Here is a 12,957-nt window from a genome sequence, read left to right as displayed (position 1 = left end):
CCCTCTCCCGCCTTGCGGGAGAAGGGACAACGACGCCGCCGCCGCTCAAGCCCCTCTCCCCGCGGGAGAGGGGTTGGGGTGAGGGTACGGGGCGAAGCCACATGCCATGTGGATCACCGCAGAACAGCGGTCGCGAACCTGTTGCTATCGATCGAGCTGTAACTGCTGTTCGAGCGCCATCGCAAAATCCGCCAATGGGCAGGCCATACGTTGCTCCGGAGCGCACAAGCCCAGCGACAGTTCCTGCTGCAGCGGCGGATGGGCCAGATCCAGCGGTGCCAGGGTGCGCAGTTGATCCAGCGATTGGGCCAGGTATTGGGCGCGCACCACCCGCTCGCCGCCGGGTTCGCGCCACAGACCAAGCAACAAGGCGCCGCCCGGTGGCGGGTCGTCGGCGCCGTAGCCGGGCAGATGGAAATGCACATCCAGCAGGCCGCTCAATGCGGCGATGTGGGTGTCGCTGCCGACGAACACCGAGACCTTCGGCGCCTGCGCGTCGCCGAAACGTTGCAAGACCTCGCGCGCCAGCGGTGCGCCCGAACGCGAGGCCATGTAGTGCGGCCGTGCGTAAATGTCGAACAGCAATGCGTGCAAGCGTGAGACCTGGGCCAGGCGCTCGGGCGTCGCACGGCCCCAACCGACCTGCGCGAGCGGCAGGCCCTCTGCGTATTGCAGCAGCAACACCTCGCCGGTGCCGGAGGTCAGGTCAATTGGCCCGCCTAACTTAAGCCCACGCCCGTTCGCCGACGGCGCCAGCGTGGAAGGCATCTGCGCGAAATCGCAGGGCGTGCGCGTACAGCCCAGAATCTGCTGCAGTGCCTGCAGCTCGGCAGCATGGCCTTGCAGCAAGGCGGCAGGGCCTCCGGTCTGTTGCTGGATCGATGCGACCGCTGCCGCCGCATCGAACGGCAACGTGCCGGCTTCGATCGGTCGAAACAGCGGGTCGTTGCTGCCAGCCTCCCGATGCCCGGCGACGACGCCGCAGCCGGGTGCGAGCGCGTCGGCCAGCAGGGCGCCACTCTCGATGGTGCGTTGATCGGTATTGGCCCACACCGACATGCTGCCGGTTGCCGGACACCCACGGCGCGGCAACAGCGCCTGCTGCACCAACCACTGGCGCAGATACTCGCCACTCAAACGCACGCCTTGACGACCATGCGGAGTGAGCAGGCTGGCAGGCGTGGACCACTGCGGCCAGGGTTGGTCGGCATAGTGCGCGGCGGCCGCCTCGCCTTGCAGCGGCGCGCGCACGCCATGCCGGAACACCACCACGACGCGCTCCAGCTGCGCGGTCTGCGCGGATGCCGGCGCTTCGGTGCCCACCTGTTTGCCGGCGGTGCCGTTCGATTGATCGCCACTGCGTGTGGATGCGCGCGCTGTGGACACGCTCGGGATCGATGCGGTGCAGCCGCCCAACGCCAACGCAGCCGCCAACACCAGGCACAGCACGCTGCCGGTTGCCACCGGCGTGCCACGGGGCGTACAAGCCCTCGGTGCAATGCCGACCCACTGCCTGCGCCTTGCCTGCCGCGTGGGTGCCGCGATCCCCATCGCGGCACCCACGCTCGCGACAACGCGGGCAGCCCATCCCAGCTCCCCACCGCTGGCCGGCAACGCGCGTTGCAATGCCCACTGCCCCGTTCCATCGCAAGCGCGTGCGCGGTCTGCGCCATGCCGCGCGTCCGTCATGACATCTGCATCTTGCTGCGCGCCTGGCAGGTCGGCGCATGCGAATCGTGCGCGCTCAGAACACATACTTGGCGGTCAACAGGCTGGTCATGCCGGAATCGACGATGTCGGAGATCGCATCGGTCTCGTGGCCGACGTGTGCCCAGTAGCTGTGCTGCTTGGTGAGGTTGGCCACCGACAGATCCACGCGCAGGTGATCGTTCGGTGCATAGCCCAGATGCAGGTCCACGCGGGTGATCGGCTTGATCCACAGGTTGTCCCAGTTTGCGCCCTGATTGAGATAGTCGTACACCGACACGTATTGGCCGGAGTAGTGATAGCTCAGGTTGACCGACCACGGCCCCTTTTCGTAGAACAGCTCCGCATTGGCGAGCAGGTTCGGCGCGTTCTGGATACGTTCGTGCGCGAAACCTTCTTCTCCCAGGTCCACCCGCGTGGTCTGGCGGGTGATGTTGGCACCGATGCCGAAGCCATCCAGCGGTGCGGGCAGGCCCTGGAAGGTTTGCCGCACGGCCGCTTCGATGCCCAGCACGCGGCCGTCGCCGCCGTTTTGCGGACGCACGAAACGGATAGTGCCGCTTTCGCTTTCGCCGGCATTGGCGGCGTTCGAACCGCTCTCGTAGATGTAATCGGTGAGGCGCTTGTAATAGCCGGCCAGCATGGCGTGGCCGCCGCTGTCGTTCTGCCATTCGCCCGACAGGTCCACGTTGAGCGACTTGATCGGTTTCAGATCCGGGTTGCCTTCGGTGATGGTGGTCTGGCCATCGCTGGAGATGTCGGTGGAGCGGCCGCCGCCCAGCTGCACGAAGGCCGGGCACGTGTAGCTGGTCCACACCGAGCCGCGATACACCGCGCCATCGCCATCGGGCCGGTAATTGACGAACACGCTGGGCAAGGCGACGTTGTAGCGCGTGTGGTTATTGGCGAATGCGCCGACCTGCTCGGCACCGTTGATGGCGGCCGGCTGCGCCCAGAACGTGTTGGTGATGGCGGTATGTTCGAAGCGTACGCCGGGCAGGATTTCCCAGTTACCGCTGCGCAAGGTGGCCATTGCATAGGCAGCGCTCACCGCTTCGGTCGCGCGCATGGTGTTGCAGTTGAGGTTGTTGATGGCCAACTGGCCGCAACTGTCGAAACTGGCGGGGGTGAGCGTGCGTGCGATCAGGTCGTTGAGCGCAGCATTGCTCAGGCGCACGGTGGGAAACGCGTACTGGCCTGGATAGACCGCATCGTAGCGCTGAGCGATCAGGCCGGTATCGCGCAGCAAGGTGCCATCGGTGTACTTGGCGTTGGTCCAATCGCGGTCGGTGAAGCTGCGCGAGCTGTCGACATACTTCACGCCAAAGGCAATGCGGCTGAGCAGCCCCGCATCGAAGTCATATGCTACGTCGAACTTGCCGCCGCCCTTGTCCTGGCCGCTGTATTGCTTGGAAATCTGCCCGGTACGCCGCGCATACAGGCTGCCCACGTCCGAGGCCTGCGCCTGCATGGCCGGGGTGAGCAAGGGAATCGGGAAACCGTCGCCGTCGTAGCTGATGAAACGGTTGGCGCCATAGGCGAAGTTGGTCGAACTGTACTGGTCGTTGCGCGCGGAGATTTCCACATGATCCGGGCGGTCGTTATTGCCGGTGCCGTAGAAGATGTTCGGTGCGAACGTCCAATGGCCAAGCTGTTTTTCTGCGCCGAACTGCACGGTGGCAAGGTCGGCCTGCTCGGGGTTGGTTTCGTACCAGTAACGCACTGCAACGCGGTTGATCTGCGGCTGATACACGCCGCTGCTGCCGATCTGGGTGAAGCTGACACTGGCCGGCACGAACTGCGTGTAGCCGGCGTTCTGCTCGGTCTTGGCGAAGGCATAGGTCATGCGTGCATACAGATGCAAGCTGGGATCCACGCGCCAATCGAAGGCCGCGTTGCCGCCGTAGCGGCGTGTATCGCCCTGCGAGTAACCGATATTGACGCCGGTGCTCTGCAAGGCCTCTTGCGGGTCGGCGCCAGCGGCCAGCTTGCCGCTGGCATCGGCACGCGCGAATTTCCATGCGCCATCGTTGCGTGCCGCCGAGGCAGAGGCCACTTCGCTGTTCACGAAATGGCGCTCGTCGTAATACGCACTGACCGACACGCCGAACTGCCCGGCATCGCCGAAACGCGCGTGCCAATCGCCGGCTGCGCCACTGCCCAGCCCGGAATCGCCGTAGTCGCGTGCACGGCTTTCCAGGCGTCCACTCAAGGTCACGCTGCCGCCCTGGCGGTCGGGTGAATCGAATGCGCTGGGCGTGCGGTAATCGATGGTGCCGCCGATCGCATCGCCGTCCATGTCGGCGGTGGAGGTCTTGTTCAACACGATGGTCTGCAGGCCCGAGGGCGGCAGCAGGCTCAATTGCACGCCGCGGCTGTACGGCATGCCTTGGGCGACGTTGATGCCATTGATCAGGTTGACGTTGTATTCGGCATTGAGGCCGCGTACCGATGAAAACATGCCTTCGCCGCGCGCGGCGCCGTCGATGCCGCCGAAATACGACTGCCCGGTATTGATCACGTTGACGCCCGGCATCAGGCCCAGCGCTTCGGCGACATTGTGCACGGCGGTGGTCTTGAGATCGTCGGCCGACAACACGTTGACGGTATTGGTGGCGGCCATCTGCATGTCGGTTGCGTTATAGCGCGTGGCCGCGACAGTAACCTTGTCCAGCGTAGCCATCTCGCCCTGTGCGGGCGTAATGGCTTGCGTCTCCTGGGCCGCGGCGTGGCCGCACAGGGCGCACAACGACAAACACAGCGCCTGCGACAACCGCGAAGGACGCAACAGCGAACAACGAACGATCATGATTGGATCCGATGAATGCAGCAGCGCGCCATGGACACGCGCCAAGGCTGCGCCGCCGCGAATGTGGGGAAGCGACGCAGCCAGCGAAGGCGAACTGCATCACACCTGCGAGCAGGCGCCGCGCATGGTGGTGATGCGGTATGTCAGTTTGGTGACCGTGTTTGCGAACATGACAAATGCGCGCGACGCATGCGCAAATCGGCACAGTCGTTGCCGTATGGAGGCGAAATTTGTCGAAGGTGTGCGCTGCCTGCCTGGCGCGCACACCCACCGACAACAGGGCATGCGTCAGCGATGCGATGCATGGACCGTGGATGCATGGACCCTGGTGGTGGCGCAGACACGCATCTAAAATCATCCGACGATTGCGCACGCGCGAACGGCAGGTGTGGTCAGCGGCCTTCGGCCACCCGCCAGCCTGCGACCGACACGCATCACGGTGGCACGCAAGGCAGCCCGTACCGTGCGGTCAAGCGTTCTCCCCGCCGCGCGCCTGCATCAGGTCCGCAGGAAGATCTCCACCCGTCGATTGAGCTGCCGCCCGCCCGGATTGTCCTGACCGTTGACGGTATTGGGCGCCACCGGCTGCGATTCGCCATAGCCCTTTGCGTTGGCCGACTGCGCGGCGCCACGGGCGCGCAACGCCGCCAGCACGGCATTGGCGCGGCGCTCGGACAGCGCCTGGTTGTAATCATCGCTGCCCTTGGCATCGGTGTGCCCGCGCACCTGCATGTCCGTTGCCGTGACCTTGCTCAGTGCGGCGCTCAGGGTGTCGAGCACGCGCGCCGCGTCGGGGCGGATGTCGGACTTGTCGAAGTCGAACAGGATGCGGTCGTTCAAGGTGATCAGGTAGCCGCAGGGTACGCCGGGCGGTGCGAACTTTTGCAGCGGCGGGAAGCGGCCTGCCGGCGGCACTTTCGGTAGCGGCGGCATGCGGACTTCGCGCGGCGGCGTACCAACCGTGCCGGTGCCGTCGCCGTGGTTCTGCACCAGGCCATCGGGACCGTTCCAGGTGCCCGAGCCGTCGGCGTTGATGGTGACCAGCCCGCGTGGCCCGTTCCAGGTGCCGCTGCCATCGCCGCGATTGTCGACAAGCCCGCTCTTTTCGCTGTTCCAGGTGCCGGCGCCCTTGCCGTCCAGACTGATCAAGCCGGCCGGGCCGTTGTAGGTGCCGCCACCATCGGACTGCACATCGATGAGCGCCCCACCGGACCCACCGTCGCCGGTCGCATTGATGGTGCCGCTGCCGTCGGCATTGACGTTGACCAACCCGCCCTCGAAGTTGGCGGTGCCACTGCCGTCGGCCTTGAGATCGAACAGGCCGCCCTCGCCATTGCGCACCAGGTTGCCGTTGGCGTCGACGCTGGTGATGCCGGCATCGGTGATCAGGGTACCGCCATCGCCGCAGCGTGCCGGGGCGACGCTGACGCCTTCGATCGGGTCGAGAATGTCCTGCAGCGATGCTTCCAGTGCACGTTGCGCGGCAGTGACGCCAACGATCTCGGGCACCACGATGGTGGGGATGGCCGGAAATTCCGGTGCGGCCTGTTCGGCGGCCACTGCAGCGTGGGACGTGCCTGCAGGCTGCACCGGTGCAGCGGCCATTGCACTGGCAGCAGTGGTTGCACCCTGTGGAGCTTCGCCACGCCCGCATCCGGCCAACAACACCGCTACCCACAACATCGCCGACAGCTTGCGCATCGCCTCTTCCTTGTTCGAGCCTGTACCAGACCCGCCTGATAGCATGCGCGCGGTCAACATGGCGCTAAGACGCGGGCTTGCAGGCTGCATGCCGGTGCCGCCGGTGGAGCACGCGGAACTGCAGCCGCCCGCCCGGCAGCCTAGCGGCCCGGCGCGTGCGAGGCCTGCTGCTCTGCCTGCAACTGCACATGCAGGATGCGACGAATCTCCAGAATGGCCTGCGGCGTTTCCTGCACGCTGTGCCAGGAGGTCACCACCAGTTCCGAGGCCGCGCCGTCCAGATGCGCGCTGCGATACGGCACCAGGCCGTCGTCGGAATCGACCAGCGGCACCTGCGGTTTCTCGCGCCCGATGATGGTGTGGTACTGCACGTCTGGAGAGATCGGCAGATCCATCGTGGCACGCACGAACGGATCGGTGTCGCGCAGGTTGTCGATGCTGGTGGGTACCAGCGCGCGGCCTTTGCGGCGGGGAGGGCCGCCCGGATCGTCGCGTTCGCTGTTGGCCAGGTCCTGCATCACATCGCCGAAGCGATCCAGCAACGCGCCCGGCAGGCGTATCAATTTACCGACAAACCGCCCCAGCCCGCCCTCGGCCAGTGGCGTACCGCGATGCGGCGCGGCAATGAAGATGGCGCGGTCCACTTGCGGCATCGGCGAAAAGTGCAGCAACGGCCACAATTTGGCGCGGATACGCGCGCCGCGTTCGCCGTCCAGCCGGTAGTTCTGCAGCAGCGAATCCCATAACTGCTCGCCAGAGGACGACACCAGCAGACGCCCGATCACCCCGCCCATGCTGTGCCCGACCAACACCATCTCGTGCGAGGCGATCGCGCTGCCGGACGGATCGAAGTGCTGCAGGCTGCGTTCCACCAGCGACTGAATTTCCGCGCGGTTGATCGCCATCGGCGCGTTGGTCGGGTAATACACCTGCCAGATCTGGTAGCGCTGGCGCAGCGTTTCATCGCCCATCACTTCATTGGCCACATTGACCCATGCCTCCGGGCTGCTGGCCAGACCGTGCAGCATCAGCAGTACGCGTCGGTCGGGATCGTAGGGCTGCATCAGATACAGGTGAGGACGATCGATACCGCGTGCGCTGCCCAGCATCGACCGCAGCGACTGCTCCGCAAATCCGGATTTGGCCAGCCACAATCCATACGCGGCAGTGAAGTTGCCCGCCAGCGGCACGCGTTGGCCATGCAGCACCACTTCGTTCTGGCGATACGGGTCGTACGGCACCAAGGTAGCGAGGTGGCTGCGCAACACCTCAGCGAGCGTCTGGCCCTCGAAACGCAGCAATATCGTTGCCGGCGCGTACGGCATTTCGCTGAACGTCGGTAACGGGCGATCGGGCGCTGCACCCGCCGCGACGGCCTGCTGCAACGCCAGCCCAGCGGGGTCGCCAACCACTTGCGGGTCCACTTCCGCGACCAGCTCGGCGCCGAATCCATCGCGCCGGTAGGTGCTGCGCAGGCCATTGAAGCGCAGCGCCGAGGCGGCAAAGATCGCACGCGGTGTATTGCCGTCGCCCGGCAGCCGGTAGGCGGACAAATCGACGTCGAGCTGCCAGCGCCCGACCGCGGTGGATGCCGGGGTGGCTTGCCCGGCTTGTTGCGCGCGTGCGAACAAGCGCTCCACCACCTGCTGCACGGCGTAATTGTAATAATCGCGCACCTGCGACTGGCGGTTCTCGAACGCCCGCGCGCTGGGCGCACGCGCGGTGAAAAACAAGTACGCATACGCATGCCGCGCCGCTTCCAGCCAGGCTTCCACCGCGGCATCGCTCATCGTGGCGGGGTTGCGCCCGCTCAGTGCGATGGCCCGCGCGGTCCACAGTTCTGCCTGCGTGGCCAAGCGCCGCTCATCGCCGATACCGGCCTCACTGGTGAGCTGCTGCAGGCACGGTAGCGGCGCAGCGCGGCAGGCCTTGGGCTGCAAGCCGGCAACCTGCAAGGTCTCGCTGCCGGACTGACTCAATTGGCCGGTACTCAGCACATCGCCCCGCGTTTGCGCGATGTAGTCGCCGTTATTGCGCGACTGCACGGTCACCATGGCGCAGCCGCTCAACCACACGGTTGCCAGCGCTCCCGCCAGGAATGCAGCGGCACGACATCGGGGCATGCGCGGCATCATCGCGGCGTGATCGCTGTTGTGCCTGGCGCCGGTACCAGCGGCATGCCGGCACGGATGCGCGCAGAAAAATCCGTGGCCTTGTCGGCGGCGATCGCGCGCGCGGTGAAATGCCCGCGCTGCTTCAAGGTGGCGAAGGAATAACCGGGCATCAGGCCATCGTGGTCGTACGCATATTCGTCGACATAGCCGGACAGCAGCAGGCGATGATCCAGCGGCAGCGTGGGCTGCAGTTGCCGCACCAGCGCAAACACGATCGTGGTGCAGTTGCTGGTGAGCGTGTTGTAGAACGCCGGCTTGCGATCGAGTTGGTTGGCCAGTTCCACATACCCCATGAACATGCGGCGCAACCCCGCCTTGGGAATCGCCAGGCGATACAGGTACATGTCTTCGCCACGCACGTTGGTGCGTACGCGCAGGATGTCGCGTTCGTCGGCGGCGACCAGGGTTTCTTCGAAACTGCGAAAGAATCCACCCAACGCAGAAAACGATTCGCCACGTTCCTTACGGATTTCCAGCGAAAACACCACGTGCGAACCATCGTCGAAGCCGAACGACACCAGCGTGTGCGCGATCGCCGGGCCCATCCAGTACGAGAGCGCAAGATCCGCGCTGACCAGGCGGTTCAGGTCGTAGTGGCGCGTCTCCCAATGCGGCACATAGTCGGTCTCGCTGCGCCAATCGAAGTTGCGCACGTTATGCAGTGTAACGATGTTGCCGTGCACCTGCGGCTGCAGACGCTGGGCGACATCGTCGGCCCAGTCGCGATCCTGGCTGGGCTGCATCATCCACCACGACACTGCCAGCACCACGAACGCGGCACTGAAGATGCCCACCAGGGCCCAGTTCTCGCGGCCACAACGCATCCCCCATAACGCTGCCACCGCCATCGCGCACCACGAGGCCACCCATCCGGCGCGTACGAAGGCATTGCCGGTCAGTGCGTAATAAATCGCCAGTCCGCCCCATGCGGCGGCCAGCACCAGCGCAACGCGCAGGGTCCAGCGCCCGATGCGGGCACGTGTGGCCGGTGTCACCGCGTGCCGCCTGCGGGCACCTGCATGCCCAGCGCGTGCATCAACAGGTCGGCCGAGCGATGCGCAAGCCGTTTGCGTTCTGCCTCGTCGTTGCCGCGCAGGCAGCTGCCCAGCATGTCGATCACCAGCAGCACTTGCTCCTCGTCGACATCGGCCCGGCACAGCCCGGCGTCGCGGGCGCGATGCACGAACGGCAGGAAGATGCCGACCACACGCCGGTCTGCGGCCTCCACCGCGGGGTGCGCGCGTTCGATCGAGCGCCAGAAATCCACCAGCGGCGACGACTGGGCGATGTGCTCGGCGACGTCGTGCAGCAGCACCGCCAGGCCATCCGGGCGGTCGGCGAGATCGGCGGCAAGACGCTCCAGCCCATCCAGGCCACGCGCCATCAATGCCGTCAGCAGCGCCAGCCGGTCGGGGAAATTGCGGTACAGCGTGGCGCGCCCCAGACCGGCGCGTTCCACCACCAGCTCCAGCGGGGCATTGACGCCGTGTTCGCTGAATACCTCGTCGGCGGCATCGAGAATCTGCCGGCGGCGCAGCGCGGCATCGGGGCGGGAAGTCATCATGCCGGCATTATCGGACAGATTTGTCCGTTTACGCCAGAGTCCGCTTGTTCAATCCCCGCGCTGTCCGACCAACGGCGTGGTTGCCGCTGGCTTGCGGTGGATCTGCTCCCTACCCGCCCCTGCAGCCGGCCATGCGATCAACCGGTGTTCTGCACGCCTTGCGAGACGCCATTGACGCAGGCCACCAGCGCACGCAGCAGCGCTTCGTCTTCGCCGTCGGTTGCCCGCCAGCGTTGCAGCAGGTCCACCTGCAGCACGCTGATCGGATCGATGTACGGGTTGCGCAAGCGGATCGACAACGCCAGCCGCGGGTCGTGCTGCAACAGCGACTGTTGTTGCAGCAGCGCCTTGACCCAGCCCTTGGTCAGCGCCAGCTCGTCGCGAATCAGCGGGAAAAACCGCGTGTGCAGGTCCCCGGACAAGCGCGAGAACAACTCGGCGATATTCAGATCTCCCTTGGACAGCACCATGGCGATGTCGTCCAGAAAGGTGCGGAAGAACGGCCAGTCCTGCGCCATTTCGCGCAAGGTGTCTTCATGCCCGGCATCCACCGCGGCCTGCAGTCCGCTGCCGACGCCGTACCACCCCGGAATGACCGCGCGCGCCTGGCTCCACGCGAACACCCACGGAATCGCACGCAGGTTGGACAAGGCCGCGTCCTGGCCCAGCCGCCGCGACGGGCGCGAGCCCAGCGTCATGCGCTCGATCACATCGATCGGCGTGGCCAGGCGGAAGTACTGCATGAACTCCGGCGCACCGACGAAGGCGCGGTAGGCCACCGTGCTGCGCTCGGCCACCAGATCCATCACCGGGCGCCAGCGCGCCTCGCGCGGCTCGGGCGCACGCGGGCGCACGCGGGCGCAGGCTGGACAACAGCACCGCACCGGTCATCTGCTCCAGCGAGCGCAGCGCCAACGCGCGGATGCCGTACTTGCGGTGGATCACCTCGCCCTGCTCGGTGACGCGCAGGCGGCCATCCACGCTGCCGCGCGGTGCGGCATCCAGCGCGCGGCTGGTCTTGCCGCCGCCGCGCGCGATCGAACCGCCACGGCCGTGGAAGAAGGTCAGCCGCACGCCCAACTCGGCCGCCGCTTCCAGCAGCTCGACCTGCGCACGTTGCAGGCCCCAGCGCGAGGCGGCGATGCCACCGTCCTTGCCGCTATCCGAATAGCCCAGCATCACCATCTGGGTATCGCCGCGCGCGGCCAGATGCTGGCGATACACCGGGTCGGCCAGCAGGTCCTGCACGGTGCCGGTACCGCCGCGCAGGTCGTCCACGGTTTCGAACAGCGGCACGATATCCAGCGGCACCGCGCCGGCGTCGTCGACCAAGCCGCCACGCCGCGCCAGCGCCAGCACGGTCAGCACGTCGGCGCGGTTATGCGCCATCGAGATGATGTAGCTGCCCAATGCATCGGCGCCATGGCGGGTGCGTGCATCGGCGAGCGCGGCGAATACCGCATCCAGACGCGCGTTGCCTTCATCGTCCACGCGCGGCAGGGGCTCCTGCCCTGCGGCATACGGGCCGAGCACGGCAGCACGCTGGGTGGCGTCCTGCGCATCCCAGTCGGCCTGGCCCAGGGCATCGGCCACCGCGCGCGCATGCACGCTCGATTCCTGGCGCACGTCCAGCCGCGCCAGATGGAACCCGAAGCTGCGCACGCGCCACAGCAGACGCCGCACCGCGAACCACCCAGCATGTAGGCCCTTGTTGGCCTGCAGGCTGTCTAGGATCAATTGCAGATCATGTTCGAGCTCCGATGGAGCCGCATACGCACCTTCGGCATCGTCCACGGTGGCTTGCAGCCGTGCGCGCATCAGGTCGTTGAGCAGGCGGTACGGCATGTCGCCATGGCGCGGGCGCGAACGCGCGGCGGCCTCGGGCAGCAGTGCGCGGTAGCGTTCCAGCTGTGCGGTGAGTTCGGGGCTGACCTGCACCAGCGGGGTCGACTGACTGAGCAGGCTGGCCAGCTGCCACAGTTCTTTTTGATAGCGGTCCAGCACTGCGCGCCGCTGCGCGTCCAGCGTCCCGGCGATGGTGTTGGCATCCACATTGGGATTGCCGTCCATGTCGCCGCCCACCCAGGTGCCGAAACGCAGCAGACGCGGCAATGCCGGCACGCTGCCGTAGGTTTCTTCGATGGCGTGTTCCAGCGTTTCGTACATCACCGGGATGACGCGGTAGAGCACCTGGGTGAGATAGAAGCCCACATGCTCGCGCTCGTCGTCCACGGTGGGGCGCACCGGCGAGGAATCGGCGGTCTGCCACGACGCGGTCAGGGCCATGCGGAAGCGCGCGGCATCGCTGGCGCGTTCGTTGGGCGTGCGCATGCCGTCCAGGTTGTCGACCAGGCTGGCGACCATCAGCTGTTCTTTTTCCAGCAGCGCGCGGCGCACCGCCTCGGTGGGATGCGCGGTGAACACCGGCTCCACATCGATGCGCGGCAACCATTGGCTGAGTTCGTCCAGGGTCACGCCCTGCGCCTTGAGGCGGCGCAACGCGTCGTGCAGGCCATCGGGCTGCGGCGTGTCGGTGCCGCTGCGCTGGTATTCGCGGCGGCGCCGGATGCGGTGCACGCGCTCGGCGATATTGACCACCTGGAAATAGGTACTGAAGGCGCGCACCAGCGCTTCGGCGTCGCGCGGCGCCCGCCCGGTGAGTTGTTCGCTCAGCGTGGAAGGTGGCGCATCGCTTTCGCGCCGCGAGATGGCGGTGGTGCGCACGCGTTCGATTTCATCGAGGAATTCCGCAGAGACCTGCTCGGCGAGCAGATCGCCCACCAGTGCACCGAGCCGACGCACATCGTCGCGCAAGGGAAGATCGGGGGTAGCGAACACAAGACTGCTGCGGTACTCGTTCATCGGAAACGCACACCCTCTTCAAGCGCAAAGTCGTCGAAGACTAACCCAAAAGAATTAGATGATCGCGACGACGGTGACGGTTTCAACACCAACCATCGTGTGCCAATGCGCGTATCCGAGGGCTCTCGTAGGAGCGCGCT

At 66.2% G+C, this 12,957-nt stretch carries 6 protein-coding genes and 2 pseudogenes; 1 reads left to right on the top strand and 7 read right to left on the bottom strand.

Going from position 1 to position 12,957, the window contains the following annotated elements; all coding sequences use genetic code 11:
* Nucleotides 1-144: 144 nt before the first annotated feature.
* The gene (locus ACCQ00_RS04365; protein WP_039569429.1) at nucleotides 145-1,755 is read right to left on the bottom strand and encodes a histidine-type phosphatase; all 1,611 of its coding nucleotides are present in this window, start codon (nucleotides 1,753-1,755) and stop codon (nucleotides 145-147) included.
* Complete coding sequence (locus tag ACCQ00_RS04360) at nucleotides 1,745-4,516, bottom strand: TonB-dependent receptor (RefSeq protein ID WP_039569428.1); 2,772 nt, start codon at nucleotides 4,514-4,516, stop codon at nucleotides 1,745-1,747. The genes ACCQ00_RS04365 and ACCQ00_RS04360 overlap by 11 nt, the downstream gene beginning before the upstream one ends.
* Between ACCQ00_RS04360 and ACCQ00_RS04355 the strand changes: the two are divergent.
* Nucleotides 4,515-4,868, top strand: a pseudogene (locus tag ACCQ00_RS04355) (hypothetical protein). The gene ACCQ00_RS04360 and the pseudogene ACCQ00_RS04355 sit on opposite strands and share 2 nt — an antisense overlap.
* A 146-nt stretch (nucleotides 4,869-5,014) precedes the next feature.
* On the opposite strand, the gene ACCQ00_RS04350 reads toward ACCQ00_RS04355, so the two are convergent.
* From ACCQ00_RS04350 to ppc, 5 genes and pseudogenes are all read right to left on the bottom strand, one after another.
* On the bottom strand, nucleotides 5,015-6,217 hold the full coding sequence (locus ACCQ00_RS04350) for an OmpA family protein (protein ID WP_080949085.1): 1,203 nt from the start codon (nucleotides 6,215-6,217) through the stop codon (nucleotides 5,015-5,017).
* 140 nt (nucleotides 6,218-6,357) lie between these two features.
* Nucleotides 6,358-8,352 (bottom strand): esterase/lipase family protein, encoded by a 1,995-nt coding sequence (locus ACCQ00_RS04345; protein WP_039583855.1) that lies wholly within the window; start codon nucleotides 8,350-8,352, stop codon nucleotides 6,358-6,360.
* Nucleotides 8,349-9,386 (bottom strand): DUF4105 domain-containing protein, encoded by a 1,038-nt coding sequence (locus ACCQ00_RS04340; RefSeq protein ID WP_039569421.1) that lies wholly within the window; start codon nucleotides 9,384-9,386, stop codon nucleotides 8,349-8,351. The genes ACCQ00_RS04345 and ACCQ00_RS04340 overlap by 4 nt, the downstream gene beginning before the upstream one ends.
* Entirely contained in the window at nucleotides 9,383-9,955 is a 573-nt protein-coding gene (locus ACCQ00_RS04335; protein WP_025981763.1) for a TetR/AcrR family transcriptional regulator, read from the bottom strand. Before ACCQ00_RS04335 ends, ACCQ00_RS04340 begins: the two co-directional genes overlap by 4 nt.
* A 137-nt stretch (nucleotides 9,956-10,092) precedes the next feature.
* Nucleotides 10,093-12,817: pseudogene (ppc, locus tag ACCQ00_RS04330) on the bottom strand (phosphoenolpyruvate carboxylase).
* Nucleotides 12,818-12,957 lie beyond the last annotated feature (140 nt).

Source organism: Xanthomonas sp. NCPPB 3761 (genome assembly GCF_041475705.2).
Classification (GTDB): Bacteria; Pseudomonadota; Gammaproteobacteria; order Xanthomonadales; family Xanthomonadaceae; genus Xanthomonas; species Xanthomonas phaseoli.
This window is presented reverse-complemented; position numbering and strand designations above follow the sequence as displayed.

Bases quoted from the DNA above. Each gene is read 5' to 3' on its own strand.
- ACCQ00_RS04365 (WP_039569429.1), bottom strand. From the start codon at position 1,755: ATGTGTTCTGAGCGCGCACGATTCGCATGCGCCGACCTGCCAGGCGCG.
- ACCQ00_RS04360 (WP_039569428.1), bottom strand. From the start codon at position 4,516: ATGATCGTTCGTTGTTCGCTGTTGCGTCCTTCGCGGTTGTCGCAGGCG.
- ACCQ00_RS04350 (WP_080949085.1), bottom strand. From the start codon at position 6,217: ATGCGCAAGCTGTCGGCGATGTTGTGGGTAGCGGTGTTGTTGGCCGGA.
- ACCQ00_RS04345 (WP_039583855.1), bottom strand. From the start codon at position 8,352: ATGATGCCGCGCATGCCCCGATGTCGTGCCGCTGCATTCCTGGCGGGA.
- ACCQ00_RS04335 (WP_025981763.1), bottom strand. From the start codon at position 9,955: ATGATGACTTCCCGCCCCGATGCCGCGCTGCGCCGCCGGCAGATTCTC.